Source organism: Chroococcidiopsis sp. (assembly GCF_051657925.1).
Taxonomy (GTDB): Bacteria; Cyanobacteriota; Cyanobacteriia; order Cyanobacteriales; family Chroococcidiopsidaceae; genus Chroococcidiopsis.
In genome coordinates this window covers 1-26,944 of sequence record NZ_JBOFLP010000047.1, presented here as the reverse complement: position 1 = coordinate 26,944, position 26,944 = coordinate 1, and the positions used below count along the sequence as shown (strand labels likewise).

Sequence of the window (26,944 nt, the reverse complement as noted above, 5' to 3'; positions counted from 1 at the left end):
CATTGATCAGGACTTGCAGCACGTTAGAAGACAGAGAGGGTTGCTGCTCCGTGGTCTTGTACTCAAGGGACAAGACTTTTCCAGAAAAAACACTCGTATTGATAGACATTAGTTTGCTCCTTTATTAGATTGCTCTTCGATGAGTTTCTGTAACCATTTTCCGGTCGCGTTAATCTGCTCTAATGAGCTGGTGTAATCGAGTTTTGGATCCTCGATAACTCCGCCCAGACTGCGGAATTGATCGACAAGGTTCCAGACGAGTCGAATCCGCTTCAACTTCCCTTCGACGACCTCTTCGTCTAAATCGTCACCTGTCCATAGCTTCAGACCGATCCCGGTTGTCAGCGCGATCGCCTTTACCATCGCTCGATAGACGCTGAGGTTGAACAGCTGAGAATTTGCAACCAGCTTCTCTTTCACCATGTCAGTCGGAAACACGGCCGCGCCGACTTGAGAAAGCACTCCGAAGTGGTAAATTGTGCTGCGATACCTTCCATCATGGATAAAAAGACGGACAAAGTATCCCCGATCATCGATCTCCTTATGCAGATATCCATTTGTAGCGGGGTTAACCACAAACTCAATCTCCAACTCAGGAAAGTACTGCCGAAAGAGTCGAACCGCATGGGAATAGCTCATGTACAAAATCTCTTTCGCGGGAGCACCGCTGCGAGCTTGAGCCGATTCTTTGAAGGTATGCCGATCCACATACTCGGTAATATCAAGATTGTAGGCTTCTTGAAACCGAACCGGGTCGATTTGCAGGACACCGTTCAGCCTTGCATCATCGTGCGGGCGAGTTAGTGCTAAGGCAGTCTGCGGGTATATTAGCGAAGGCTTGATAAGGTCTGACGATAAAGCCATAGTAATCTGTAATCCTGAATAAACAATGCCGCTAAAATCAAAGCAATGAAGGTCAGTACAATCCCGAACAGTAGATATCCCTGACGGGAAACTTGCTGCTCATGGGCTTGAATGGCATTACTAATCATTGCTTGCACATCAGAAGTCGTCATACTGATCCCTCTTGAAGTACGTGATGTAAGGTGATTAAGTAATCACGCTGTTTTCTAACAAGAAGCTTGTCTCCAAGTAATCGAACCTCCTGGAGCAGGCTTAAGTCTTGAAACAGAGACCGAAAATCTTTTGTGAACAGTTTTGTGGTCTTCGTAAACGTAATCAGGTCTGATCCCTCTAACGAATTCGCATGGATCATATCTAGAACGGAACTAACTTTCCGTTCAGTTACATCTAAAGATTTCCCGTTCTCTGCAACTTGGGTACAGAGCTGCTTCAATTTCAGATAGTTAGGATCTGCTTCACAGCCTGTATAACAGGCTCGAACCGTAACTTTATCCGTTCGTCCTCCTAGCTTAAACATCACTCGAATCCGATCCTGATTAATCTCAGCTTGAGCTAACTTGAATCGTGAAAATAAGGCATAAAACAATTTTGGATGACTTAAACAAAACTCACCGTCTAGCTTACAACTCTGGTCAATTGACGCTGCTAACCACGCACCTTCAAACGCATAGGTGCCGGAACGATCAATCAGCACAGATCGGGTCTCATACAAAGACTGTTTAATGATGTCCAGAATCGTCAGAACCTGTGTCAAATGATCGGCATGGACATCCAGATGTAAAAGCTGAGGGAGGCACACCTCATACTCGGAACAACAGTCCACTCCTAAACAGTAATCCAGGTAAACCCTCTGCGCTATCGGATTAACGTGTACTGCAACGTCCTGCTCTAACCCAGTCAATTTCTGATCTGCAAGCCTGGTCACAAAGTCGATCGGAACCTCGAACCGAATCGGTGTCGAAAACCCCTCACTAATTTGCAACTCTTCGACCTCGAACCAGACCCTTCCTCCGAATCGATCCATCACCTCCAAGCAATAACAGTGAGACTGGATCGTTAGAAAATAGCTCCACTGACTTAGCGACAAAAACGCCTTGAACAGTCGGACTAAGATCCCGGCATTGAGTGCAAACTCCATGATTTTGGCCTAGTAAACTGCGTGATATACTTCAGAAGTAAGAGACTATCTTTCAAGTACATTCAAGTGAAAAAACGCTCTATTCTCGGTGCAGTGGTTCTGTACTTTATGCTCATGTCTGAACAGGTCGGACTACGATTAGTGCGCGGTTTCGATACTCGTGAACCTTTATGTGCGATCCACCGACTCGATACACGTCGAAAATCGACCATTATTCCAGTCTACGAACTACCGGACAGTACGGCTTCTAGTCCCGAATCCTATCCCTTTACCCATCTAGAAATGTAAAACTTTCAGGACAGCTCGGATCTAGATCCGAGCTGAGAGCTTTTTCCACACAGAAGCTTAACTATGTCCACTCTACGCAGCTACTTTAGCGCGAGCGAAGGGTACGATGTTGTTAGCGTTTATGTCTTTACTATATCACATTAAAGGTGGATAGGACGGGAATCGAACCCGTGTCTTACAGCGGAAAATGCTGCAATCGAAACCTTTACCTACCCATACCTGCGAACAACAACATTGACGAGCTGTGAACCATATCTGAGTACCAGTAACGTACTCAAGTAAATCATGGGTGCTGCCATACACCAAGCGGCAAGAAAGTGGCTCATGGGCAGTAGAAGAACTGTCTAGCTCTTCGTAAAGGATTAGAAAATCTCAACGTCTTCCAAGGCTTCCCGCACAATCTCGTACCGGGGGGAGCTAATGCGCTGCATCATGATTGAGTAGGGATTGAAATCCCCGGTGACGACCTGCTGGAAAATAGTCGGGCTATTTCCCGACACCAGTGCGACCCCTGACTCATCAAATCGTGCCGGACTTTCCTGGACTCGTGCCGATACGTTCCAAAACACAAGACTGGGACAGGAGTAGCCTGCCTGTGCGTACTGTTGGCGGATCGCAGCTAGATTAGTTGCCGGATCGTCTTCCCAGGAATAGTGCCGAGTCGCTTCATTGAACTGCATATCCGAAACAATTACCACAGTCTTCGGAAGATCTGCCTGATCCAGCTTGTTCTGCACTGCTGTTTTAAGAATCAAATTGAAAACAGCTTGCAGATCTGTCGAGGTATCCCAGTCCGCGCGGGAAAGGTTAGTGACTCGCGCAGTAATGGTCGAGCCTGAAATGGACTGTAAATGCGGATTGCTAGAAAAAGTAATAAATCGATCCTGCCAAACCCCTTGATTACGTTCCGCAATGTACAGCGCTAAAGCGACAGCCATAGACATTGGCTCCCCGGACATCGAGCCGGACGTATCCGCAACCACTAGGCAGGAATAGTCCCCCTGCACCCAGTCCGGTAAATTCTCCCATGCTGCTTCCAATGTCGCATTTTGTTCCTGTCCGTACAGGATTTTGTGGACAATATCGAACGGATGTAGCGTCTTAGTATTCATCTTCACGTCCTTCGCAGAACGTGTTGGATTCTTCAGTGCGGCTAAATATGCCGCGTACCGTTCAGGACTATGCCGACCAAATGCTTTCCGATAAAGGACATGGGCTTTAGAGGGGACATGAGAGTAGTTAATCTCATCCCATCGACGAGCACACATACTTGACTCAACCAGCTTTAACTGTCGCCGTAATCGAACCAACATCTTCCGGTACTGACGTGACGTGAGCTGCATGTAATCTCTCAGCGCAGCAGCGCGTCGATGGGAAATCGGAGAGGAAGATTCCGAAGGTGACCATTTTGCGGCAAGCGAGATTGACCCGTTCGGATTCGTATTCAGAATGTCCAGATCGTCCTTTAACTGCTCCGAGAACAGCTTCAATACGTCTGGATAGAATGCAGTCCCTTCTAGCGCAAATAAGTCGTCCCAGCGTCCATACAGAGGCACTAAGTCCAGAATCATCGGCAGGATACTAGGATGATGCTTCACGAGATAAGACAGTGCGACCCGAAAAAATCTCCGCTCACCTTGTCCCTCTAACACGTCTCGTAAGTAAAACAGCACAACTACCGTCAATGGGATATTATCCCGCAAGGACGCACTTAGCAGTCCCGCAATCTCCGCTTCAGGTGCTTTACGCATCGCTGCCCCTCTAGAGAAGAGATCAAGCAAGGCACTACCTGTTGAAGCATAGGTCTGCGCTCCGTTTTCTGTGACAGTATACGACGGAGGAGACACGATCGGACTTTCTAACGCTGCGAACAGCTTGTTACTAGATGTTTTACTAACCATAACCCTTTAGAATAATGTCGGCATTTACGGTACAGGAACCTTAAGGAGTCACTGTGAATACTTCCAAAGCGAAGTGCAGTGTTAAGGATTTGCTGTCAGGTTCCTTCGATAGTTAGCTATCAGTCGTTGTACCTTCTGACTCTTTTGGTTGACTGAACAGTGAGATCGTTTCATCCACGATCGCAGAGTAAAATTGTGTGGTCACAATCCCGAATAAGTATCCGACCATCCCCCCTAGCGGAAATGCGAGTAAGAGTCCGATCAGAAATCCGATAAACATTGACATAGGAATTCAAATAAATCAGTCCGCAGTAATCAGGGCAGAATCTACACTGATTTCAGCATGGATCTCTGCATGACAATTCGCACAAACCAACACGGTCTTATCCAGCTCCGGTTTAATGCGATCGAACGAAGATCTGAGTCGCGAGATCGCAAACTCTTTCCGAGACGGATCAAGATGATGGAATTGCAGCGCTGCTGAACATTTCATATATCCGCAGATGCAGCACTTCCCACCTTTATACGTGATTGCGCGAGCTTTCAAAGCTTGCCGCGTCAAGGTCGTTTTACAAACCTTGCACACTCTTGGTTTTTGTGACTTGTGCTTTACGACAAGATCGCGCCCACATCGACTACATGGACATAGCCTCTCCATCCCATATTTTCGAAGAAGTAAACCGGGAAACGTTTTCGGTGCCTTAAACCACTAGGCTAATATCGCGGTAGCGATATGTAGGATTTGAACCTACGTGTCTTGTATAAAGACGTTTTGTTGCTGTACGTTTCCCTAATTGTGCCTGGAAGCTGTATTTGCTACAGGATTTGAACCTGCTACCTATCCGTTACAAGCGGAGTGCTCTACCAATGAGCTAAGCTAAAAAGCGAGTTGCTGTAAGCTTCCAAAAATTAGTGATCCAGGAAACCGTTAACTCATCCACAGAGTGTTTGGAATGTGTCGTGTTGCTGTGTGTTTCCTTATGTAATCTATAGTAGCAATAGTAAAAAGTAAATACAATCAGTAAAAATACTTAACTTAAAAGAACCGAGGGGATGCGGTATCCCCCTCCTCGATAATCAGATTCGACGATCGATATCCTTCAGAGACGGGAGGATTTGCGCGGGCAGTGCCGGAGTCCATTACGGAGATTTTCGGCGGGACAGTAAGCCGATACCCTGAGAGCTGTTCGAACTCTTCTCGCTTCCCTTCAGGCAAAGAGATACGCGCACAGAGTGTCCAGTACCGTTCTAGCCGATGTCCTCCTTTTAGTAAAGTAGAGTCATGCAGTCGTCCTTTTACTAGAACTAATGCGCGCATGATTTTTGCAAGCGCTTTGTCTGAAAATCTAACAAAGTTCTCATGATCCCCTAAATCCCAGTATTGATAGTCGTTCACTGTCCTACTCTCCTAGTAAAACCATAATCCAGTCGCACCAACATGCTCTCGTACTACTCCCCGTTTTCCGGCATAGCGAAATTTCCGGTTCAGTTGTCGCTGATCAATCTTCGAAATCTGACCCGTATCCCTGAACCGTGCTTTCCGAACCCATTGCCGTTTATTCCCTTCGATTTGCAATCCTCCATGCGGATGCGATTTCTTTGACCTGCTGATCCCGCTCAGCAATTTCATCCATCACCCAGCTCAATGTGTCGTGAAACTGCTCCAGTGTCCCGTTATTTGAGAGGCAGAATGTAGAGCGAAACCTCAAGGTCTCTAGATGCGATTCACTGGCGTGAATCTCCTTCCCGGCTTGTGACTGGTAAAAAGCTTCCTCCGCAGAAGCTCGGCGAATATACAACGCCTCTCCGCGATTGGAAAGTAACCAGTCCATTTCGTTCGGATAGCGAATGTCGGAAATCACGACGATCGCATCGTTCGGTAGAGTTGAGATTTTATCATCTAGCACATCCACCCACAGCTGCGGATGGATCGCGTCTCTCATGCCGTTTCCGATTGCTTTTAGTAACTCTCTCGGAGTCCATACCTGATCCGAGATCGTCATCAGAGCATAGTGTTCTTTCCAATTCCGATCATCAAACAACTGTCGATGACTTGTGTCCTCACGATAGAATCCTGCGATTACCGCAACTAAATCTTGCAGAACATGCGCGATTTTGACATGGTAAACCTTGTCGTACCGTGAAACCAGGTACGACGCTGCCTCATCCTTCCCGGAACCGATAGCCCCGGAAAAACCAATTAATTTACGCATTACACTCAGCGGTTAGAATAGGCGGCAATCGGCCGCAAACAAAATAGAGATAGTAAAAATAGTAAAAATATGAAAGGAGCTACTAGAGGAGAGTAGCAGCTCCCGGCAACCCCAAAACTAAGAATCGATCCGCATGAACGTCAGCGTCACCATTTCCCCCTGGACAAACTCCATTGGCGGGATCCGATAGCTCCACGATCGATGGAGCTGTCCGTGCATAACTAACGCACTGCCGCCCCCAATACTTTCGCTAACAATGTAGTCAGGATTTGCCTTGGGCGCAAACTCCATTAATCTAAACTCTCCGTACCCGACTACTACGACATTCGGATGCGTATCTGCAACCATTGAGTCGAACGTTTCCCACGGTGTCTGTGCCTTTGCGGATACAAACTTACGAATTACCACAAAGTTCGGATCTAACGTTTGAGCAGCAACTAATCGCGCAACTCGTGCGACCGCACAATGCTCCGTCAATCCCCAGACTTCAACATCCAAAACCCCGCCCCGGTACTCGTAGGATTGGAGCGGACAGTTCATCGATCCGTAAACGGCGACCAGCTCCCCAACCTGCGGAGTCTCCATCCAGGTTACTTCTTGATCTAACGCAGCATACGTTGCCGCAGAGGTCGAAGCGGCTTGAAAATGCGAAAACCTCTCCACTAAACCATTCGACTTAATCACGGTCTTATACCGTGCTCGTACTTTCGTGCCCAAAACCATGAATCTCTACCCTAAAAAGACAACCAAAACAGATCAGAGAACACGGACTTATGTTGAGTAGCTAGCTAACTCATACGAACCAATAACATGCGAAACCGCAGCTGCGGTTTCGGGATCAATGCGCTTTAACACAAAATCCCACAACCATTGTTGTGTATCCATGTCTAAGGATGCGGAACGCTCCACCGCAACTAAATAAATATCCAAACACCGATCTACAAACTGCGTTGTAAATGGGTACTCTAGCTCTGGGATCTCTACGTAGGTTAACTCATCAACATGTACTACCATTGACCTTAACCATCACGTAACTCAAACTGAGTATCGTATTGAAGTTCCCCGGACTCAGCAATATTGCGGATACGGATTCCGCCATTACTAGCTTGAAAACTTCGCGGTTTCTTGAGCTGAAAACCACCGATACACCTGACGCTCAAACCTTTCATCGTTCTACAGAGTGATAAACTAAGAACAATCCTACCGTCAGAAACCCTTGACCTAACCGGACTTTCTTTTTTCTTTAGATTTTCGGTACGTATCAATTGCATCCAGTAATTCCACGTACCAAATTAACAGTCGCAGCACTTGTTAACCTCAACTTAAATTGAGTAAATCACAACTCTGCTCATGGAAAAATTTCCGAACGGCTCCAATCCGAGCTTAACTGGGACACCGTAGTACACTAATTTGGAGACTGCGGTCATCGGCAAAAAGTCACTGTCATTTAGCAACTCTACGACGTTGTAAGCGTCCAGCCATTGTGTCGATTCCCCGGATTGACTATATGCGGTATGCAGCGTTAGAAGCTGGCGCATAATCACAGAGCGGGTCGGAGACTTCTCCCCATGAAAATGCAAGTCAACGGAATAGTAACCGGAGCGATTGTAGTTGAGTACCGGGATCGATACCTTGAAAATAGCTGTCTCGCGATCGGAAGGTGAGGACATCATCGAAGTAATAGTAAGGTGGGATCGCACAGAATTGAGCTGATCCGAGATTCTGGGACTGAGAAAATCCCCTCTACATTGGTAGAAAACGTCGCAGGGACTGCATCGTCCAGCCGCATCCCGACTAAATATTTAGCAGGGTAGTCTGTGTTATATGCCACAACTTCACAGACTCGCGGACGATCATTCCACATCACGGTAAACGTCCGTCCGAGCTTTGCTCTCGGATCCGAAACTTTCCGCCCAGAATCTAAGGTCAAACCTTGAGAATTAATCATATGTCGGTAATATAGTGCTTATGTACTATTGTAACGGATTCCAGTCAGCACTTATTACCGTAAATTCACTGAATCTGCTTTCTAACGCAGAGACAGTCATATGCTACAAAACAAAACCTGGAACAACACTGAACCATGAACCGAGACCTGAAACTTAGACCTTTTCAGTATTCCACAAGATTTTTAGATCCGACGCTTACGTAGCAGTTATTTGACTGTAAGCACGTACAGTTACAAGGTGTTAAAGTTCTAAATATATTCAAAAACATAAAAAAGAGATACTTAAATAGTATCTCTTTGAACATTGTTTACTAGTAACCTGGTCGCTTTAGCTTCGCGGCTGCGGTCGCTAGTAAAATCACTGGCTCTACTGGCGCACAGGTTGCCTTCATGGATGGATCATCATCTAAAAGCATGTACTCACATAGCCCGATTTTTTGGTAAATGTAAGGGGTCTCCGTCTTCTGATCCCAGGTAAACCAGTCCCCGATATTCAAACACTCGAACCGGGTAGAGGTCTTTGCCTCCAAAGGTAACCATCCATACACAGGAACTGCGATCGCAGTTCCTGACTTTTCTTTAGTAGTCGGCATCACATCTCCTTAAAAGCTACAAAAAAGGAGGGTGTTACCCTCCAAAAACCTCGTGAGCGGAACATTAGATTGTATCTAAAAGCATTTCCAGTCCTTGTTGACTCAGACAAGGCTCGTCGCGCAACTCTCCGCAGATTGCGCAACGTTGTTTACAACCATCGGGCGGCAGCTTCAGGGCAGCAGCTAACTGATCTCTGGTCAATACAGGTGTCCGCAGCACCGTGACGACCCCGAAGGGTGTTACTCGGTAATCAACTTCAGATCCAGGGAATCTACTCTGAAGCCGCTCAACTACCGTTTGTAGCCCATCCTCAGTTTGCGAAGATGCGGGAATTGTGTCTGTGCTCATACTACTCAGTACCAATTAACGATGTTTTTGACTATATCAGCCGCACTGAACACCGTCAAGTTAGAAAACTGTTAAATCGGTAACAATAACCCTGGAACGGGTAGCTGCTCTAGCGGCAGGTATCTATCGTATTGGGAAACATATCCTTGGAGGACTTGCCGCAAATAAGAGTAACTCGATCGTATCTCCGCGTTAAAGTACTTCCCTTTACTCTCTGCCGTTAGAAGACCATTAACAACAGAGGCTGGAACTGCGGAGTAGAGATAAATCTGCAAGGGGCTGGAGTTAAATACGATGCCGAGTTCCTGCCGCTCCACATCATACGTTAGACAACAGATTGTGCTGGAATCGTACTGCTCTCCCCGCTCTGCAATCAGCAGCGGGTTTGGGATCAGGTGCTTCATCGTAAAATCCAACTCGGTAGTAACACCTTACCGGACAGAATTTGCGTTAGAAAACCTGAATGTGTTTAGTTCATTGAAACTTAATCGAACTGACTCTAAATCTGTCATCACCTTCGCAGGAACTCTACTTCGAGAACACTGCGGCGGATCGAATGGGATCGAGTATCGAGCCTTTGGTTAAGTACTAACATACCAAAAGTTTCGGAAGAGATCAAGTCTAAGGTTTGCGGAAACGCGAACTAACCTTTAGAGATTTTCATCGAAAGAGTTAAGCCTTACTAAATCTTCTAACCCTTAAGGATTTAACTACCTTAGAGTTAGGTTAGTTAGATCTAAGTTAATTAAGTAGGTTCTAGAACTAAAGAATAGAAGGGTAGCATAGATTTCAGTCGGTACTAGCTAGTAAATCTTAAGATTTACTAGTCTGCATTACGCCATTTGGCGGATACAAGACTCAGCGGAATCGGTTAAATTAGAGAAGGTTAAAGCACCGCCAAAGGATACCGTTTCGTAAGCCATCATTCGTAAGGATAGAGGTAATAGTAAGCTAGACGTAGAATTTGATTCCGCACCTACCAGACCGCCGAATGTGAGTGGTTGTAGTTATAGATGCCAAAAACTTTAGTACTTAAAGTGCGGAAACTTGGACACAGCAACGCGTCTAAACTGTTATTTTCTAACGATCTGATTTGATTGGCGGTGCTTTATTTTGGTTCCTTTGGTTTAGATTTACCTGAGTATAGTTCTGAGCGCTCAGAACTATACTCAGTTCCTGTTTCACAAAAAAGCAGGCTTGCGCCTGCCTAGGATCAGTAGGGTTTCAGGGTCTACCAGGAGCGTACCCAACCGCAGTAATAGCTAGTAGCTGCTACCATGCAGCAGCAAACAGCGAAATCACGTAGTACTTTAGCAGCTTTTTTGATGAACTTAAACATGTTGACCTCACTAATTTAGTGTTCTGATGAACTAAGGTAATCCTAACAGAGGGGTGTGCCTGCGTCAAGCTCTCTGAGCGGTCTGGATCAGAAGGCTGATCTCAGAATTTGCACCGAGTACGGATAGCTCTGTACTTGGATGCTCCAATGCCCAGACTCTGAATAGCTCGTCTACGAACGCACGTCCGACTCGATCTACTCCGGTAAAGTCTAGTACGACCTTCTTAAATCGTTCGAGTCGATAGGTGAGTCGCTTAGCCTGGGAGCGGGATATTAAAGCGTTAGAGGTCTGAGCTAATACAACGGGGATTGATGTTTGGGTAAACATAAAATCATCCGTTGACGGTGCGTACTGTGCGAAAAAATCTTCTAGCGGAAGCGTGCAGTTGCGATCGAGCCGCATAGTGACTTTTGTGCCTCTCGTTCTTTTTGTAGGGACTAGTAACCACTTACCGGAGATTTGACCGAACACGTAACGCGACTCAACCAGGAAGGTGTTAAAAATGCGACTGGAGAAGAAAAGACCTTCTCCCGAATGCCGTGCAGGGTCGGTAGTCAAGCCTCCTTTTACTAAATTCAATGCAACAGATACCGGATCGGAGTCCTTTGTTTCAGACTGAAGTTTTTGAAACAGTCCGATACCATCATCTTCGATCATTAATCGGACTTCTGACTCGTCAACAACGATCGAGATACTTACCTCGGTTCCATTCGAGTGATCGTTTGCGTTGTTTAGAATTTCAGTGCATCCGTAATACAGGATCTGCATTGCTTCCGAAGTAACTGACGGTACTAGCGCAGGCTTGATCACGTTATCCCATATCTGATCCTCTCCCTGCGAGAAAGGCAGCGTGAAAGTAACTTCCATGTTTTATCCCTCCATACTTCCTGCACCGTAATTCTGGGGGACAAGGTAGTCCAGAATTTTCTCAGGCGCAACGAAGACAGCCCCCTCGATCGCAGGTAGAAAACCCTGGATGATGCCTTCAATATGTTTTTGCTGTTCTCGAATCTCTACAGTGAAGTATCCGATTCGTTCTGGACGATCTTTGAGTGACCCCAGAAATCCGATCTGGGACATTCCGCTCGAAGGAACTGCGATGCCGATCAACCCATATCCCGGCAACGATAAGGTCGCACCGTTAATGTTGGCTTCATGCATAAATGCCTGGTCTCCTGCCCAAGTACATCTTAGATTCAGGCTGGAAAGGTATTCGATGAGACCGATTCCGGCATAGAAGGTGCGCGGATTGAGTAGCAGTGCGTTTATTGATTGCGGATCAAGATTTATCTGAAATCGATGCTCATTCTGCAACGGGAACGGCAAATCCACTGTCACGATTAACTTCACGTACTCCTCAACCCCAAGGCATTGAGACTCGGTCAGTCCGCAGAACTGCAATTCTCCGCCGTTATCTACCCTCTCCCCTAGAATCACTAACTGTCCCGCAAACAACTCTCCATGAACTGCGCTAAATTCAGGAAGCCTGAGGATCTTCCCCTCCTCATGACAGAGGATGATAATTGAGCGATCGGGGAATCGCCGCGAGACTCGCTCGACTAGTCCGCCTACGATGCCTTGAAAATACTTAAGGCTGTCCAGATCCGATAACTCTTCTGGAAACGGGACTCTTGAGATCCCGTTCGCTTCAGTGACGGTGATTAGATAACCCATAACTACCTCCGTAAAATTATCGACTCAATTCAACACCGATCGTATAAGCTTTCCGCATTGCTTCAGTATTATACTTTGCAAGGCAGCTCTTAAAGCGACTCGCATAGTTAATCCGATCTTTCGTTCCTCCTGATAACTGGGACAAGTAGAACCCGACCACGGAATAAGCTTTGTATACAGAAGGTTCTAAGTTGGAGAACACCGTAGATGAGGTGAATAGGGTACGGTAAGGCTCCCAGCACCGCCAATCTTCTAGCGCTTTTCCAGGAGGTAGATATTCCGGGAACAGTCGGCGGAGGTAGTGACTAAACCCTTCGACCGACATCGGTTTTCGCATCATCCGTTCAAGATCTTGCACATATTGAGTTCGCAGCCAGTCTGCTTCTAGATCCAGAGCGCTGCGGATTTCAGGTAGCTTCTCTAGGACAGAGAGTGTATGGTTGCACCGAACCATACGATCGGTGCTAAGCATTGCAAATCCGTGAGGACGTTCGACCCACAGCAGCGCTGTTAGTGCAGATGTCGCTTCGTGAGATGTCCGAACAACAACAGAGACCGTTAACTCTTCTCCGCCGACGTTCAAGGTGTTATGAGGTGCGTCAAATTTAGTGACAATTTCCTTGCCTTTATCTAGCTCGACGATCGAGCTGAATTTTAGTATGCCTTCATCAAGCAAAGGCTGTGCCCAACTTAATGCTTGGTAGTTCGTCAGTAACTCGTAGCTCGGTTTTACGTAACTGATAGCGGCACCTGTGTCTGTCCGCACGACTTGCACGTAATCTGCGTCCGCATCGTAAGTAAATTTCGGAACCTCGATCGCAATGTATCGAGACCCGGTCTTTCGGTAAAGGATTTCAGTCCCCTGCTGGATCGGAATGGGGGTTAGCTTAACATCCCAGCCCAATACCTGCTCCACAATATCAGACACTTGAGTAAGAGGTTGCTGAGATTTTCTACCTAGTACGCTCCAAACACTCCTTCCTTGGAACGCTGCAAGGCTTTCGGATGTGTTGTCGTACAGCTTAACTGTACGAGAGGGATCACTCGGCAAGATTGCAGCAGCGGCGGCAGATTTACCGCGTCTGCGAGTTTTAACGGGGGATTCCGAAGCGCGATCGGTTAACGACATAAGATCTCCAACTGATATAAGGTGAGATATCCGCGCTGAATCGCTTGCGGGTCGTTAACGAGGGCTTGAGCATATTCCAAGCTTATTTCTTTCATAGAAAACTCTCGACAGTATAGGAACTAGACTTTGTTACGCATCTAACATCTCTTCCTGAAATAAGGAGCTGAGACGCACTCTCTCTTCTATGGACAATTCTCGCACTTGGTACTTCCAATCGAACTCTTCCTGATTGACCCACTGATCCGATTTCCGAATCTCTTGAGTATCGGAAATCCTAAAATTTGCGTATTTACAGTCAGAGCTTCCAGAACTAGGGACTTGATTACCCAGTAGATACTCTAACTCGTAAATTCGAACAAACAATCGCGAATTGTCGGTGGAGATATAGCAGGGACGCTCTCTAACTGCATCACGCACCTTAATAGACTTCTCTCCATGCCCGACGGCTCTTGTTCGCTTAAAATCATAGATCTCACGATAGGTATCGCCGACAGAGAGGATCTCATTATCCTCTATCAGCAACCAGCGAGTACCTAGACAGCTCCCTTCACAGAGGTAATCTCTTACCTCGAACACCCCATCCCCAAGGAAGTAGACTATCCGGTGATTTTCCACCGTACCTTCCTGGAAAATCTCATACCCCGTATGATTACCGATGACTCTTCCTGTAAGTGCGGTTTCGACGGTTATTGTCATGACAATCCTCCTAGTTGTTAGCACTAAACCTTAATCTCCAATACTATCGACAATACCTCTCCACGCTTGATCAGAATCAGCACTTGAGTTAATCATAGTCGCCTTTTCTAGACCATACTCGATCGCCGCATTCAGCGACTCGAAGCAGATACAAGCATAGTGACTAGGAACTCCGATCTTAATTTTCCAATATTTCCCTTCCTGAACTCCTTCGATAATTTTTGAAGAGGATCCTGCGGGAGGAATCGGATCGCATTTTGTATGGATGTAGAAGTGATCGACGCAGTAAACAGCTCCGGCTAGAGTATCTAACATCTCCTCAGTCCATCGCAGTGCCGTCATATTTGCGCCTCGATTAGTTTTCTTAAAACACTTTTTTCGGGAATATTGACTCGCGTGTAGAGTTTAGAGTGTCCCTTTTGAACCGTTTCAAAATAGAATCCCCCACGTCGGGCTGCTTGCAATAATTGCGTCAGTGTTTGTTTACTGACTTGCAGCACCTCCGCAATATCGGCAGTAGTCATTGGCTCGTCTACTCCAGCTAGAAGATATAAAGCTTGCAGGATGCGCGTATAAGCTGGATCAGTTTGAGACCGCATCGCTAAGAGTTGATATTCGCGATCGCTGACGGTGCTTATATTTCGATAACCCTGTAGGATTCCTCCCCACTGCATCGCTCGATCGTAAAATGCCTTATCCATAGTTAACTAGCTGAAAATTTCCATATGGAGATACCGCAACGATAGGATCGGCTGCAAAAGCATCCCAGTCAGCTGTAATGATTCGCGCAATCTGTAGACCTGTTAGAAAACGAGCAAATCGATTACCCCACACTCCTCCCCAAGCAGCCCAATTAACTGTCCAATCATTATACTCAGCCGAAGTATGCAGTTGACCCATCGACACGATCGGCGTTAAGCCGATTTGAATCTGAACATGTCGCGAATACGGCAGGACTTCAACAGTAAGACATAGCGAATCATCGATATGTCTCCCAACTTCTCGAAAAATAGTACGACCTTTAGATGTTATCGCAACCATAATTAATCCCTCAATGACGCTAGGAACCGCTTGACCGCTGGATCGTTGCTTGCTGCATATTCAATCGCTAAACCTTCTAGATCCGTTCCTTCATGGATCAAATCATTCTCTAGCAACCATCTTAATAAAGGTACTGCGTGCTGATACTCTGCAAGCACGCGACACGCGGTTTCCTTATACAGAGGAACATAGGTTACCTTGAAAGATCGATCTGGTCGCGCTTCTATTTCAACCCCAGCTGCGGCAGCGAGGCTCTTTACATCCGAGAACCATAACGTACCGCTGTACTGATACACATCGTTAACTCGAATTCCTGATTGGAAAAACGTTAGTTTATTTGCGTTTGTTAGCTTTGTCATGGGTCTTGCTCTAATCTGCTCTAGCTAATCTTGTCTTCCATCACAATCGCACAGCCAGCAGAATTTCCGTTGATATCCCTGAAGTTCGAGAGCAAATCACTAGGATCACGCCTTAACTCTGCCGCATACTTCTCTAAAATTCTCGCGACTTCGTACCCTGGCAGCTGCTCAAAAGCCGCATTATCCAACCTAATCTCGATCAGTAGTTTAGACATCAGTTATCCTTCCCATTAAATAAAGTTAACGTTTTTTTCGATACGGTGACGTTAATGTCCCAAACAGTCCGTATATCACCTCTCCACTTATCCGAAACCAAGGAGATCGCTCAATCGATAACTCGCTTGCCGATGCTATTCTCTTGATTTGGATCGCAGAGAGTGCGATCGCTCTCCAATTCTTCTAGCAATGCCTGAGTAAACTGATTCATTTCCCTATTTCCTCGATCATGGTTTCAGTAGACTTAAACTCGTACCCTCTCATCTCCATGCATGACATCCATCGAGCCAACTGCCCAACCGTATCTGATTGCTGCTCCCCTTGAGTTTGGAGGTTAAACGCATCGCAGTAAAACTCCCCGTCTGCGTACTTAACTACTCCCTCAGCAAATCCGTTTCTCTGAATAAAGTAGACTGTAGAATCTGTATCTGTGTCCATGAATCTTCCTGCAACTTACTTAGTTCTAATCCCTAAATAAGGGATTGTCAATCACTACGGCTTACACCACTCCGGGATCTCAATTCGCCGGAACGGAGTAGGCGGATCAAACTGCTGAATATGGCACTTAATGACACTCAGTGATACAACGTCCTGAGATCGTCTTAACCATTTTTTCGCCTCAGAAATCTCAGACTGCGCAAATCCAAGATCCCATAATCTAAACATGCCTCCATCAGGACACAGTTCATAAGTGTAGGGAACTCTTTGAGGTGATACGTCAGGAGTCCAAAGACTGACTGCGCCCGTATAGAGATGTTTTTCATCCTTGCCGAGAAACCCCTCGAAACTCTCGTACAGCTGTCCCCATTCATCTGAACTTGGAGGGTCGCTATATCCGATCGTTGTGACCCATGCCTGCACGCCAAGATCTACTAGTCGGCTACATGTTACTAAGTAAAATGAATCAGGCATGATGTTTTACACCTCATCTAGATCTAGAATAAAATTTCCGTCCTCATCCAGTACCTCTAAATACTCATCCCTGTAGATAAGCATTAGCGGATAGCGTCGATCCTTACAGTTAACCGGAATGTATAGATCCAGCGGATCGTCATTCCCCTGTAAGTAGATTTGGTAGTTGGTGACGTATAAAGACCCGTCTATGCTTTGATCAATCTCGAATGGATTATTATCGAACTCTTCCCGCAATTCGTAACCGTTGGTATTACCGTCTAGAATCGCGATCGAGAGCTTGCCTAAACAGTTCAACAGCTTAGCCTCGTTGAAAAAATCACGCGGAACGACTCGAACATATGTCATAGTAAACCCTTACTTAGCTAGAACAATCAATTTGTCATGTGCTGGAAGCTCAGACAGCAGTAAATCAGTATCGAGCAATGTTAACCAGTTCGATCCCAGTGTTACGAGAACTCCATCATCTCTGCCTATCAACTCGGTCGCATAATCTAGCCTGATATTAACTTGATCCACGTACCCCTTCAGTATTTCCGAGTACTTCCCGTACAGGCTAACATAATGCCGATCGAGAGTCGGTCTATCCGAAGTTAGCCGAGGGGTTGCAATATAGTGCCAACCATAGGGTACGGATTTAGATGTACCCTCAGGATTTGCAACCCAGGTTAGCTCCTTAAACAGTTCCGTAATGCTTTTAACTTCGGGAAACACGACTGGAAAAAGCAGGAACGTATGCGGGTAAGCCTTCCAAGTCGTGTAATAATCACCGTACCAAGATTGCTTATTCTTGAGCCTGGTTCCAAGTTCCCCTTGACTCTCACAAAAATCATCCCAAGACTCGGAAGCAGCGATCGCATCTTTACGACTTTCAAACCACTCAAGCATCTGCTGATTCATATCATTCTCTCCTCTACTAGAACTTGGAAACAATCGTTAGAGACATGAAGCGACTAATCAGTCGCGCAAGTTCCTGACGAGTAACCGTTAGCTGCGGATGCAGGAAAACTTCACGCTTTAGACCTTCAATACATGAAACACAATTCGGCATACTGCTAGATTCGTACACACCTAACATAGGCTTGCCGAGATAAAAGAATTCGGTAAAGCTTGAAGCATTTCCATCTTTATCGTTCGGGCAGTGCAGCCGCAAGACCATGTCAAAGTTCAGGTAACGGATCTGATCGTATAATTCCCCATGTCGGCAATAGGTACGGGGAATCGTTTGAACCACTTTCTTCAACGCGTCCATATGAATTCTCTCTTAGTAAAGCTTAAAAAACGTTAACTCACCGTATTTCCACAACCAGGCAATCTCATTAACGACTAGGTAATCGTCGAAATACCATAAATCTGTAGGCTCTGCTTGATCTTCCGCAAGCCTTGAATAGATACAAGGTGCCTCTGACATATGCCCGAACTGATCAGCCGTTCCGAAACCATAATCCGAGTTAGAAGATATATCCTCTAACAGCTCTGCTAAAGTCGGTTTCTCTTCTGTTGTAAATTCTTCTATCGCAGCAGGCTTAAGCACTAGCTTGATATTTCCGTTATCTTGCAGCCTGAATTCGATGTATTTTCCTGCGGGCATTTGAGGAGTCGTAAGTTGCTTAAACTCTCGAACGCGATCGTGCAGTGTCCGCAATCCCTCGCAAAACGCCTTCAGATCGTCAATCTCTGACAAGGTATGTAGTTTTGCTTCTAAAGTGTTTCCGTAGCAGTTAACTTTGCGATTCTGAAACTCATCGATTCCAACATATCCCGCAGATCGACCGCATCGAGAGAAACCAAAATCAGATAGCTCTGTCATCAGATCGTTGAACGCTTCGATCGCCTGATAACTAGCAGCACGATAATTTTTTGCATTTATCGCAAAGATATCATCTGAACGACTAGAGTAGTAACCGCTATAGACCTGTAAAGTGCTCAGTACTTGCTCAGCTTCCCGATACGCGATCGTTAACTGTTTATCTATCTCCCTAGTTACGGTATTTACAATCACTAGATCTGCGGGGATATCTTTAATTTCTTCACCATACACGCAGCTAACTGAAACCGCGTATAGATCCTTATCTGCGTTAATTTCGCAGACATATTTCCACCCTAACGATTCTGATAGGGATTCTTCATCGACTATCTCAATTTCTGTCCGCTGCAATTTCTCAAGTAATTCGTCATTCGTCATTGTTCTATCTCCTAATCTTTTTCAGTTCTAATCCCTTATCTAGGGATTGTCAATGGTCAGCTAGAAAATCGTTACTCTAGCAAAAATACATGCTCAAATGCAGACCAAGTGCAATACACGCATTTCTTTCCTTGGTAGGCACTACGGCTAAACGACACATGGCAGTCAGTATCTAGCCGTAACTTTGCTCTAGGCTCATATCCTAGATCTTGGGATAGCTTATTGTATTGCTCAGTACCGATCGCCTTCTTAAAAGATTTGGCTGTTATATCTTTGCTGTCCTCCACCATCTCAGAAATTGAGTCACCGTCAAGGATCGAGCAATCACCGATATAAGTCACTGTATTCACTTTTCAGCCTCTTGCACTAAGATAATGTTCGTGTAGTCGATAGATGCTCTCCAGATATCCGTCTGATTCTTATCCCATAGGATCGGCGTTCCTTTGAATTCTACTGATACGAACTCATCCCTAGTAAACCCGCCTGACTGAACTGCGGAACAGTGGACTTTTCTTACAGTCGCCTCCATTCCGTGATATAACCACTGTTCGGGATATTCGCACGATTGTCCAGTATAGGATCGTGAGTAGTTCGCCTCTACCTTTGATTTAACTTGAATCACGTCTCCGATTTTTAGATGTTTTCTAAGATAGTCAGGGGAACGATCGCACCAATGATGTAGGATTTGGTAGTCAGGTAACAGACTCTCTATCAGTTGCTTTGTTTCCTTATTCGCAGTAAAGCATAGAACCTGACACTGATTAGACCATCCGAATAAGTTAGCTAGTCGAATTTGCTGGGCGTTACTTGCCTTCAATACAGATCGTGATTTTTCGATATCTACAGATCCCTCACGATTCCAACACATATCTAAGTAGTACCTCATTTTTAATCCTCCGTATAGGCTTGCTTGACTCTCAGCAGTAGATCATAACAGTCGATATAATCCTCCGATCCTTGATAACTTCCCCGATCTTGATCTAGTTCCTCCCACAATCCGATCCCGTGCCCTAAGGCACTGCCTACCATAAGGTAGTAGATTGACTCAGGATTAACGCTCTGGAAGCACTGCTCTAGGGAATATTCAGATCCCCACTGAGACACGAAATTATTCACAATCTCAGTGAGCTTGATCGAGGCTTGCTGTAATTCCGCAGAATAGTCAATACCTAGATGATCAAGCTGACATTTCCAAGTTTTGATGCTATCTTGCTGTGCCTCATAGAAATCATTATGCGGAATGCCCAGTAACGGACTTTCAGGATCGTTTGAATTGAATTCGTTTGAAAAATTTCCTTCGATTAACCACAAAGCAGCATACTCGAATCCTGAATCACTAAGTTCTCTTAGTTCCGATTCGCGATAGATCCTTGTGCCGTTTTCTTGCACGATAAACCAAAATCCGAAGTTGCTATAGATTTGATCCTCCGGGCATTCAGAAGATCGGGCATGAAGGATTTGAGCATCGATCGCGTCTCTAGCAACCTCTCGGATCTGCGAGCTGAACTCGCCTGACTTGACACGATCGCGCAATAGCCCAGAGATATCACCTATCTCGTAAATCTCATGCCTTAGAGTATCGCTCAGCGAATCTGTCCAAGCATCGATCATTTCGTCATTGATACTTTCTAGCTTCAGATCGTAAAGATCTACTACTGAGGTAGAGAGTAATCCTCTAGTGTCCGTGACTGAATCCCATTGAGCAAGCTTATCGAATGCAACGCGTAGATAGGCCATAGTTGAAAATCCCAGGTTTATTAGGTAAGAGAGACTACGCGGATCTCTACAGATCGAAGTACTTCAGATTTAGGGTTTTCTAACTCCCATTCAAACCCTTTAGTTACTACTGAAACAGTGTCACCTTTAATCCGCTTTGTTCTTAGAAATTTTGCTGCTAGGTCTCTAGCCTCTAGATAGCTGACATCGGTCTGAGTAAAGGCATAGGATGATCCTCCTTCTGTATGATGCCAAACACAGTAGCGATAATTTTCATAGTACGAGAATCTAAGATCTTGACTTTTAACCACACTTACCTCTATCGGCTTTTACGTAATTGACGATAACCTCGATCGAGTCATAAACCCGATCCCATTCAGCACATAAAGCGGTTTCAGCTAGAGATTCGATCGAGCTTTGCAGCATTGTTATCTCGGAAGTATCGAGCACTCCTAACCGTGCATCACGCTCAATCTTATCGATAAAACCTCGCATTGTCCGCAAAGTTGTAAAAAACTGCTTTTCAGCCTGATCTGGATGAATTGTAAATCCGTTTTGCTTAGCATACTCGGTACGAGGATCTAAATCAGATTCACCCATAATTACTACTCCGAAACAGCTAGAGGATCATTGCATTTCAAATTACTATCAGGATCATGTCGCAACCATTCACAAGCCTTATCGGCATAGTGATCACCGATCGCGATCCAATCAGATGTAGAGGCATACCTGATCAATCTTGCCGCGTAATTCACACCATATTCCCGGCAATACATCGCCGCAAATTTATGCTCATCTCGGATTAACCAAAATCGGAACACGTCAGCACGGGTGATCTGAGACCGAGACTCCCGATCCTCAGCATTCGACTCTGATGCTAGATAGATCGCATACTCTAGCAGTTTCTGATCGTTATCGATCGTTAAGGTGATCATCTCAAATGCAGTTATCATCTTTGTTACTCCTGTGTTACTTGCTCGATCAGTTCAACCTCTCGATTAAGGCTATCTCGAAACGCTTCGATAATATAATCCTTAATATCATTCACATTCTTGCCTGACACCTTCAGATTGAAACCGTAAGCAAGACTAGGCGTTACGGTAATCCGATGACTTGACCACTCGGTATACATTCCCTCTTTCATGTGATGAAAAGCAGTATGAAACACTAGCTTCTCTTCCGTAGAATCGTTGATATCGATCTGAGTGCCGTTATCAAACCCAGATCCGCTAGGTAAATGTGTTTTACATAGTTGATATAGTGCTTCTAGATGCTTCTCTCTCCATGCGTAATTACCTGTCTTAACACATGCCTGATATGCAGAGACAACCATTGCGATTTTCTTGAAAACTTGAGTTTTGATCTGATCTGACATCGTAAATACTCCGTACTAGGTGGAAGGTGAGTTAGCTGTTAGAAAACTGTATGACGTAACGATATCGCTTTTCTGACCATCGAATCAACTCAGTAAGTTGATTAATTAATTCCTGCTTTTCAGTATCCGCTAAAACACCTATCGGCTCTTTACGTCTTAACGCGTCCGACTCTTGCCGATTAAAATCTCTATAATCATTGTCCCAATATTCGATCCAATCGCTATCAAAAGTCGGAACGTAGAAAGTAAAAAGATAGTCGGGTTTGCTGCGAATAAATTTCCCGTCTATAATCGATACCCAATTAGTACGGGCAATAAATAGCTCTGTCGATACTGTAGGGAGTTGGAAGATCTCATTACTGACTAGATCCCGCTTAAGTCCGCTAGCTTTGTAGCTTGCGTTGATACGATCGCAAACTAAATCAATCAATCCTTGAATGTCGTTAGTACTGTCCATATGATTTGCTGCAATGATTAGGTGATTTCATACTAGCTAGTAGTTCAACGAAACTTTATGTTTCCGCATATTTTCGGTTACTAGGATTAAAGCCTAGTAGCTTAGCTGCATTGTTCCCAGTGATGGGATGCTCAGAAATACCTTTTCCGTACTGTGTCGCATCATTCAACCTTCTTAGGAGGTTATCTGAGCTTAGATACTCGTCAAAAGTTACTTCTGATGAAATCCCGGTGGATTTATATACGGGAAGCATAAGATCGCGATCGCTCAGATCGGAACTGCTGATAGAGAAAGCTTGCACCCAATATTTTGATGTTGCATCTGATCCACAACTATCTTCTAGGTTCACAAGTTCCCAGACTTCAAAACATACGTAAGGATCATCCAGAGAGCTATCACATCGGAAATACTTAGCGCCGTAATCTAGCTCATTTACATCTCCTGATAATTTGTAGATCCGGTTAGGCTTAATCATTGTTATCACTCCAATACCAAGACATCAGCGAATACTCAACCTCATCATGTAAGGTTAGCGTGTAGGGCTTATTCTCGGAATCAAGTTCCTTAATTTCGATCCCGTTACGCTCAAAGTACTTCTCATAGGTACTACGGTAAGGATGTCCGACTTCCCAGATAGAAGAGTAATGGGTGCTAGTGTCGTTATCGATCCGCGTGTAGAAAGACACTACATTGTTTTGATGGTAGATGACAAAACAATCATTTTCAGCACTATCGATCGCAACTACCGCATGATTTGGATAACCCAAACTATCTAGATCTTCTGCTAGCTCCATAACAACGGTTAGCGGATCTAACGTACAACTAACCGTGTGACATCCAAACGGACACATCCATAAACGACGACCGCCGTTATCGCAATTTCTCATCCTCTCTGCAATTTCCCAGATACGATCGCTTAGCTGATCTTTGCTTCTCAGTTTATGCCGTGCTAATCGACGCTTATAAAGATCGTGTTCAAAATCTTTTGAACACGATCCACCAATACTGACCTTATACCATTGACTAGCTGAGATTTCCGCTAGCGTGATAGCTAAATCCTCATGTGACATCAGATCTAGATTCTGCCTAGCATTCTCGCAAGCTTCATAACTATGTGACCATTCCCAGACCATCGTTTAACCTCCTACTTAGTCTTGATACATTTCCTTGTCACGTTCTAGCAGATCTGCCCATTGACTAGCAAAATCTTCTAGCCTGTATCCGCAGTTTCTTAGATGCTGCAAATCACTAGCTGAATTACTAAGAGATCTCGGATAGGTTGCAACTGTCCAACAATGTCTAAGCTTTGCTTTCCAGTGCTTCCCAAAAAACGACTGAGCACTAGCAAGCGATCTTAACTCTTGATCAGTCGGTTGATATCGTTCCATAGCTACCACTCCAATTGATCATGAATTTGAGATAACATCTCAACAGTGATCCACACCACTTGCGATGATGTATAGCTATCTCGAATTCGCTTGAAAAACTCGATTCTCGCATCATTTAGCGATAACCCGTCATAGTAATCCCCTGCAAATAGTTCCTCAGTCTTAGCATTGTATTTGTAACTAACGAATTTGCTACCCGTAAAAATCAATGCAGCGAATAGATGTGAATCATCTGGATGTAGGGAGATTTTAACGAGTAGGATCGCGTTACCTCCGATATGTCTGATCGTATTTTGCAGATGATCGAATTGATCATCGTTCAGTCTTGTATCATGTGAGAATTGCATAGTCTTTTCCGGTAAGGTTTACAGAGTGATGGATAGGTAAGTAAGCTTTTCAAGCCTTGTGACAATCTCGCTTAATCGTTCAGAACTTTTGATCATGATCTGCGATTTACTATCGTAGAGACAAGCTTGCTTCCCTGTCGCAAGAACCATGTAATCGGTAAAGAGAACTTGCTTATTGATCGCAGCAATCTTTTCTAGCGTGATCGTATCTTGATCCGTACTGCTGGGATCATAGTCTTGATACAATTCGATCCGGTAGAGGATAGCCTCTAGACAACTGCGATCGATTGCTTCAATCACAGTATTTCCAACACGATCCCTCACTTCCATAAACTCCCCGCTTTGATTCAAGAGAGTTCCAACAGATGCAACCGTCCACACTCCAAACGCTAAACGCTCAAACTCAAGACCGGGTAGAAAATCGAGATTATCAGACTCAATGCAGATATTCGGGAAAACGTCCTTGAGACTGAAGATCACACCCTTCTTATCGCCTTCATCGCGATCTGTACCTCCGATCCAATCACATCTAAATAATGGGCGATCATCAATTAGAAAACTACGGACTTTCCAGAACGCGTTCCAATACTCAAACTCAACACCGATCAAGGAACTCGGATCAAATTTCTTAGTCATAATAGAAAACCTGTTCTAGTGTGTAGATTAATCCCTTATTTAGGGATTGTCAATACTTACAGCAATCCTACTGCTTGTCTCAGTTCAAATCTACGTTCGTAGTGAGTTAGATTCTCATCCAGAATTGCGCGATTCACTGCATCAGGAGAATTGTAGAACCGAAACATCGCTCTACAGATTTCAATCTGACTCTCTACTAAACTTTGATCAAGTGCCATACGCACTTGCGCGGGATCTGTGTACTGGGAAGCTTGCTCGATTAGAGTATCGATCGGAGTGAATGTCATAACTCAGAACCCTCTAACGCTTTTAACTCTTGTTCAGCATCTTTCAGATCTTGCGTTAGATGCTGTAATTGTCGCATATCGTTTAATGCAAATTCCTTTGCAACATCAGTCGGATGGCTCACAAAATATGCGGCATTCTCGTACACTCTCAGCATCGCAGTTTCAATACGGCGATGTAGACTTGCGATCTTATCTTGAAGATCAGCCCGGTTAGACATAGCAACCTCACTACTGAACTACGATACTGATATCTAGTGGAACTATCAAGACTATGGAATCAAGATCGAAACGTGGTTAGTTAAACTTCTGCCCAATGCAGCCTATGGATCGTTTTCTTGATTCTTCACTCGATCCTTACTAGATATCAGTAGGATAGTTAGAAGTAAGAGGGATCTGTATTTGCTAGGTACAGATCCCCGGTAAACACACTGTCCTTGCTACCACTAAACACAACCGTGGATGAATTGGATAGAGCATAGCTCTATCACTAGTTAACTTGATAACGATAGCAGATGGAACCGTTAACTAGTACTAAGGCTGTGTAGCGATGCAAGCGGGAATGCTATTTATACTATTTAGTTTTCATGGTTCTACTTATATGAGACTCTATGCCGATCAAGTTACCTCTACCGTAATAATTCAACCTTGTTTACCGTGCGATCGTTCCTACTGATTACCTAATCACGGAATAGATCCACAGATGTAAGGGAATTACAAATGTATCGGATATTAGACTGGATGAGACTCTATAGTTACTTGGGTAAGGGAGTCTTGAAGGATTCCTTAAGTATAAAAGTACCAAAGGAAACGGGACTCCTAACCTTACTTGAGATTAAGTAAGGTCTCACTAGAGGTAAGGTGAGTTTTGAACTCGTTTCCTTTTCCTCTATGTCACTATAATAGCTGCGATCGCTGAGTGTATCATCAGTGAATATACGGATCTTACCTTACCTCTAGTGTATCCTCACTTTACCTAAGGTAAGCATGTCTTGTCTTCTCATTCCCGTTCTCATTCCCGTTGTAAATAGTGTTGTTTTTACGTGCATTATTAAATAACTTAGTCCAGCTTAGTCCGTATCTAGTCCAGTGTTCGCGATCGCAGTTAATGACCTCTACAATCCTTACACAGTATACGTTACAGCACCTTATGATTTTAGGTATTCTGCGGACTAAGCAGAAGTTCAACACATGCGATTCTGCGATCGCGGTTCCTCACCCCCTACGATCTGCCCCCCTTCACTTTACCTTAAGTGAAATCTGTGGAAGGTACATTCGCACTTATCGATCGCGGTCAGTATGCATGATGTACGTACTATCTATACCCAGACACTGGTAATTCAAACTGTGCGATCGCAAACAGTATGTATCCTTATAGTTTGAATACTAATTATCCGCATATAAACCATTCGTATACTTATATTACATACGTAGACTGTTTGAATACATACAATACGTATACGTACCATTAACCGGGCTTAACAACCCTTCAACATTTATCCCCTATCCACACCATTGCCTCACATCACCTATCCCCTACAGCCTTACTTATCTCACTTAGATCTCACAGGACATCTAAGTCCCATCCCCTATATCAGCCAGGATAAGTTTACTTATCGATCGCTCGTCTGCTGAACTGTTATCGATGTTCTTAATAAACTGCATAACTCTGAACGAGTAAGTGCTGGTAATGTGTTCTTTACCGGGCAAAGAGCAGCTACTAGAATGTTCACCCGGTAAATAGAGAGTTAGGAACGAAACAATGCAAGTAAGGGTACATTACGGTAAATTATTCCGTACAGCGCTAGTTGTATTAGCACTAGCGCTGATCTTCAGTCAAGAAGGGTGGTTTATTCTCATCGGATCTGGTCTTACCTTTGGAGTCTTCATTTACG

At 44.8% G+C, this 26,944-nt stretch carries 40 protein-coding genes and 1 other RNA gene; 1 reads left to right on the top strand and 40 read right to left on the bottom strand.

Annotation, left to right across the window (positions count from 1 at the left end):
• Nucleotides 1-108: 108 nt before the first annotated feature.
• From ACRC32_RS03540 to ACRC32_RS03530, 3 genes are read right to left on the bottom strand one after another with little or no spacing between them, the layout of a single operon-like run.
• The gene (locus tag ACRC32_RS03540; RefSeq protein WP_438552676.1) at nt 109-864 is read right to left on the bottom strand and encodes a DUF1071 domain-containing protein; all 756 of its coding nucleotides are present in this window, start codon (nt 862-864) and stop codon (nt 109-111) included.
• Nucleotides 828-1,016, bottom strand: a complete 189-nt coding sequence (locus tag ACRC32_RS03535) for a hypothetical protein (protein WP_438552675.1) — start codon at nt 1,014-1,016, stop codon at nt 828-830. The genes ACRC32_RS03540 and ACRC32_RS03535 overlap by 37 nt, the downstream gene beginning before the upstream one ends.
• The gene (locus tag ACRC32_RS03530; RefSeq protein ID WP_438552674.1) at nt 1,013-2,002 is read right to left on the bottom strand and encodes a hypothetical protein; all 990 of its coding nucleotides are present in this window, start codon (nt 2,000-2,002) and stop codon (nt 1,013-1,015) included. Before ACRC32_RS03530 ends, ACRC32_RS03535 begins: the two co-directional genes overlap by 4 nt.
• 114 nt (nt 2,003-2,116) lie before the next feature.
• Between ACRC32_RS03530 and ACRC32_RS03525 the strand changes: the two genes are divergently transcribed.
• A complete protein-coding gene (locus tag ACRC32_RS03525) occupies nt 2,117-2,290 on the top strand; it encodes a hypothetical protein (protein WP_438552673.1) in 174 nt (57 codons plus the stop codon).
• Nucleotides 2,291-2,434: 144 nt separating this feature from the next.
• On the opposite strand, the gene ssrA is transcribed toward ACRC32_RS03525, so the two are convergent.
• The 37 genes from ssrA to ACRC32_RS03340 all read right to left on the bottom strand — a co-directional run bounded on the left by ssrA (nt 2,435) and on the right by ACRC32_RS03340 (nt 25,270).
• Nucleotides 2,435-2,505, bottom strand: a transfer-messenger RNA (tmRNA) gene (ssrA, locus tag ACRC32_RS03520).
• Between the two features lie 147 nt (nt 2,506-2,652).
• Complete coding sequence (locus ACRC32_RS03515; RefSeq protein WP_438552672.1) at nt 2,653-4,191, bottom strand: DUF2828 family protein; 1,539 nt, start codon at nt 4,189-4,191, stop codon at nt 2,653-2,655.
• Nucleotides 4,192-4,303: 112 nt separating this feature from the next.
• Nucleotides 4,304-4,477: a hypothetical protein gene (locus ACRC32_RS03510; RefSeq protein WP_438552671.1), complete on the bottom strand. Its 174-nt coding sequence runs from the start codon at nt 4,475-4,477 to the stop codon at nt 4,304-4,306.
• Nucleotides 4,478-5,747: 1,270 nt separating this feature from the next.
• Nucleotides 5,748-6,404, bottom strand: coding sequence for a hypothetical protein (locus ACRC32_RS03505; protein ID WP_438552670.1), 657 nt, complete (start codon nt 6,402-6,404; stop codon nt 5,748-5,750).
• Between the two features lie 117 nt (nt 6,405-6,521).
• Nucleotides 6,522-6,881: a hypothetical protein gene (locus ACRC32_RS03500; protein WP_438552669.1), complete on the bottom strand. Its 360-nt coding sequence runs from the start codon at nt 6,879-6,881 to the stop codon at nt 6,522-6,524.
• Nucleotides 6,882-7,175: 294 nt separating this feature from the next.
• Nucleotides 7,176-7,418: a hypothetical protein gene (locus tag ACRC32_RS03495; RefSeq protein WP_438552668.1), complete on the bottom strand. Its 243-nt coding sequence runs from the start codon at nt 7,416-7,418 to the stop codon at nt 7,176-7,178.
• Between the two features lie 5 nt (nt 7,419-7,423).
• Nucleotides 7,424-7,573: a hypothetical protein gene (locus tag ACRC32_RS03490; protein ID WP_438552667.1), complete on the bottom strand. Its 150-nt coding sequence runs from the start codon at nt 7,571-7,573 to the stop codon at nt 7,424-7,426.
• 500 nt (nt 7,574-8,073) lie between these two features.
• Nucleotides 8,074-8,352 (bottom strand): hypothetical protein, encoded by a 279-nt coding sequence (locus tag ACRC32_RS03485; protein WP_438552666.1) that lies wholly within the window; start codon nt 8,350-8,352, stop codon nt 8,074-8,076.
• Nucleotides 8,353-8,663: 311 nt separating this feature from the next.
• Nucleotides 8,664-8,945 carry a hypothetical protein gene (locus ACRC32_RS03480; RefSeq protein WP_438552665.1) on the bottom strand — a complete coding sequence of 94 codons (282 nt, stop codon included), beginning with the start codon at nt 8,943-8,945 and terminating at the stop codon, nt 8,664-8,666.
• 64 nt (nt 8,946-9,009) lie between these two features.
• Nucleotides 9,010-9,294 carry a hypothetical protein gene (locus tag ACRC32_RS03475; RefSeq protein ID WP_438552664.1) on the bottom strand — a complete coding sequence of 95 codons (285 nt, stop codon included), beginning with the start codon at nt 9,292-9,294 and terminating at the stop codon, nt 9,010-9,012.
• Between the two features lie 71 nt (nt 9,295-9,365).
• Entirely contained in the window at nt 9,366-9,698 is a 333-nt protein-coding gene (locus ACRC32_RS03470; RefSeq protein WP_438552663.1) for a KTSC domain-containing protein, read from the bottom strand.
• A gap of 999 nt (nt 9,699-10,697) precedes the next feature.
• Complete coding sequence (locus ACRC32_RS03465; protein WP_438552662.1) at nt 10,698-11,501, bottom strand: STAS-like domain-containing protein; 804 nt, start codon at nt 11,499-11,501, stop codon at nt 10,698-10,700.
• A gap of 3 nt (nt 11,502-11,504) precedes the next feature.
• A complete protein-coding gene (locus ACRC32_RS03460; protein WP_438552661.1) occupies nt 11,505-12,308 on the bottom strand; it encodes a DUF3846 domain-containing protein in 804 nt (267 codons plus the stop codon).
• 16 nt (nt 12,309-12,324) lie between these two features.
• A complete protein-coding gene (locus ACRC32_RS03455; RefSeq protein WP_438552660.1) occupies nt 12,325-13,437 on the bottom strand; it encodes a DUF932 domain-containing protein in 1,113 nt (370 codons plus the stop codon).
• Nucleotides 13,438-13,566: 129 nt separating this feature from the next.
• On the bottom strand, nt 13,567-14,133 hold the full coding sequence (locus ACRC32_RS03450; protein WP_438552659.1) for a hypothetical protein: 567 nt from the start codon (nt 14,131-14,133) through the stop codon (nt 13,567-13,569).
• A 30-nt stretch (nt 14,134-14,163) separates the two neighbouring features.
• Nucleotides 14,164-14,475, bottom strand: a complete 312-nt coding sequence (locus ACRC32_RS03445) for a hypothetical protein (protein WP_438552658.1) — start codon at nt 14,473-14,475, stop codon at nt 14,164-14,166.
• Nucleotides 14,472-14,834, bottom strand: a complete 363-nt coding sequence (locus tag ACRC32_RS03440) for a hypothetical protein (protein ID WP_438552657.1) — start codon at nt 14,832-14,834, stop codon at nt 14,472-14,474. Before ACRC32_RS03440 ends, ACRC32_RS03445 begins: the two co-directional genes overlap by 4 nt.
• The gene (locus tag ACRC32_RS03435; protein ID WP_438552656.1) at nt 14,827-15,174 is read right to left on the bottom strand and encodes a hypothetical protein; all 348 of its coding nucleotides are present in this window, start codon (nt 15,172-15,174) and stop codon (nt 14,827-14,829) included. Before ACRC32_RS03435 ends, ACRC32_RS03440 begins: the two co-directional genes overlap by 8 nt.
• A 2-nt stretch (nt 15,175-15,176) precedes the next feature.
• Nucleotides 15,177-15,533 carry a hypothetical protein gene (locus ACRC32_RS03430; protein ID WP_438552655.1) on the bottom strand — a complete coding sequence of 119 codons (357 nt, stop codon included), beginning with the start codon at nt 15,531-15,533 and terminating at the stop codon, nt 15,177-15,179.
• A gap of 20 nt (nt 15,534-15,553) precedes the next feature.
• The gene (locus ACRC32_RS03425; protein ID WP_438552654.1) at nt 15,554-15,748 is read right to left on the bottom strand and encodes a hypothetical protein; all 195 of its coding nucleotides are present in this window, start codon (nt 15,746-15,748) and stop codon (nt 15,554-15,556) included.
• A 208-nt stretch (nt 15,749-15,956) separates the two neighbouring features.
• Nucleotides 15,957-16,187: a hypothetical protein gene (locus tag ACRC32_RS03420; RefSeq protein WP_438552653.1), complete on the bottom strand. Its 231-nt coding sequence runs from the start codon at nt 16,185-16,187 to the stop codon at nt 15,957-15,959.
• A gap of 480 nt (nt 16,188-16,667) precedes the next feature.
• Nucleotides 16,668-17,009, bottom strand: coding sequence for a hypothetical protein (locus ACRC32_RS03415; protein ID WP_438552652.1), 342 nt, complete (start codon nt 17,007-17,009; stop codon nt 16,668-16,670).
• Nucleotides 17,010-17,018: 9 nt separating this feature from the next.
• A complete protein-coding gene (locus tag ACRC32_RS03410) occupies nt 17,019-17,561 on the bottom strand; it encodes a hypothetical protein (RefSeq protein WP_438552651.1) in 543 nt (180 codons plus the stop codon).
• Between the two features lie 16 nt (nt 17,562-17,577).
• Nucleotides 17,578-17,913 carry a hypothetical protein gene (locus ACRC32_RS03405; protein WP_438552650.1) on the bottom strand — a complete coding sequence of 112 codons (336 nt, stop codon included), beginning with the start codon at nt 17,911-17,913 and terminating at the stop codon, nt 17,578-17,580.
• A gap of 12 nt (nt 17,914-17,925) precedes the next feature.
• Nucleotides 17,926-18,846, bottom strand: coding sequence for a hypothetical protein (locus ACRC32_RS03400; RefSeq protein WP_438552649.1), 921 nt, complete (start codon nt 18,844-18,846; stop codon nt 17,926-17,928).
• A gap of 71 nt (nt 18,847-18,917) precedes the next feature.
• Complete coding sequence (locus tag ACRC32_RS03395) at nt 18,918-19,196, bottom strand: hypothetical protein (RefSeq protein WP_438552648.1); 279 nt, start codon at nt 19,194-19,196, stop codon at nt 18,918-18,920.
• On the bottom strand, nt 19,193-19,732 hold the full coding sequence (locus tag ACRC32_RS03390; RefSeq protein ID WP_438552647.1) for a hypothetical protein: 540 nt from the start codon (nt 19,730-19,732) through the stop codon (nt 19,193-19,195). Before ACRC32_RS03390 ends, ACRC32_RS03395 begins: the two co-directional genes overlap by 4 nt.
• Nucleotides 19,733-19,734: 2 nt before the next feature.
• Nucleotides 19,735-20,583: a hypothetical protein gene (locus ACRC32_RS03385; RefSeq protein WP_438552646.1), complete on the bottom strand. Its 849-nt coding sequence runs from the start codon at nt 20,581-20,583 to the stop codon at nt 19,735-19,737.
• Between the two features lie 282 nt (nt 20,584-20,865).
• Nucleotides 20,866-21,162 carry a hypothetical protein gene (locus tag ACRC32_RS03380; RefSeq protein ID WP_438552645.1) on the bottom strand — a complete coding sequence of 99 codons (297 nt, stop codon included), beginning with the start codon at nt 21,160-21,162 and terminating at the stop codon, nt 20,866-20,868.
• Nucleotides 21,163-21,167: 5 nt separating this feature from the next.
• Nucleotides 21,168-21,515: a hypothetical protein gene (locus ACRC32_RS03375; RefSeq protein ID WP_438552644.1), complete on the bottom strand. Its 348-nt coding sequence runs from the start codon at nt 21,513-21,515 to the stop codon at nt 21,168-21,170.
• A gap of 5 nt (nt 21,516-21,520) precedes the next feature.
• Complete coding sequence (locus tag ACRC32_RS03370; RefSeq protein WP_438552643.1) at nt 21,521-21,937, bottom strand: hypothetical protein; 417 nt, start codon at nt 21,935-21,937, stop codon at nt 21,521-21,523.
• A 31-nt stretch (nt 21,938-21,968) separates the two neighbouring features.
• Nucleotides 21,969-22,394, bottom strand: coding sequence for a hypothetical protein (locus ACRC32_RS03365; protein ID WP_438552642.1), 426 nt, complete (start codon nt 22,392-22,394; stop codon nt 21,969-21,971).
• 55 nt (nt 22,395-22,449) lie between these two features.
• Nucleotides 22,450-22,869 (bottom strand): hypothetical protein, encoded by a 420-nt coding sequence (locus tag ACRC32_RS03360; protein WP_438552641.1) that lies wholly within the window; start codon nt 22,867-22,869, stop codon nt 22,450-22,452.
• Nucleotides 22,862-23,527 (bottom strand): hypothetical protein, encoded by a 666-nt coding sequence (locus tag ACRC32_RS03355; RefSeq protein ID WP_438552640.1) that lies wholly within the window; start codon nt 23,525-23,527, stop codon nt 22,862-22,864. The genes ACRC32_RS03360 and ACRC32_RS03355 overlap by 8 nt, the downstream gene beginning before the upstream one ends.
• Before the next feature lie 620 nt (nt 23,528-24,147).
• Nucleotides 24,148-24,765 carry a hypothetical protein gene (locus tag ACRC32_RS03350; protein ID WP_438552639.1) on the bottom strand — a complete coding sequence of 206 codons (618 nt, stop codon included), beginning with the start codon at nt 24,763-24,765 and terminating at the stop codon, nt 24,148-24,150.
• A gap of 56 nt (nt 24,766-24,821) precedes the next feature.
• Nucleotides 24,822-25,052 carry a hypothetical protein gene (locus ACRC32_RS03345; RefSeq protein WP_438552638.1) on the bottom strand — a complete coding sequence of 77 codons (231 nt, stop codon included), beginning with the start codon at nt 25,050-25,052 and terminating at the stop codon, nt 24,822-24,824.
• A complete protein-coding gene (locus ACRC32_RS03340; protein WP_438552637.1) occupies nt 25,049-25,270 on the bottom strand; it encodes a hypothetical protein in 222 nt (73 codons plus the stop codon). Before ACRC32_RS03340 ends, ACRC32_RS03345 begins: the two co-directional genes overlap by 4 nt.
• Nucleotides 25,271-26,944 lie beyond the last annotated feature (1,674 nt).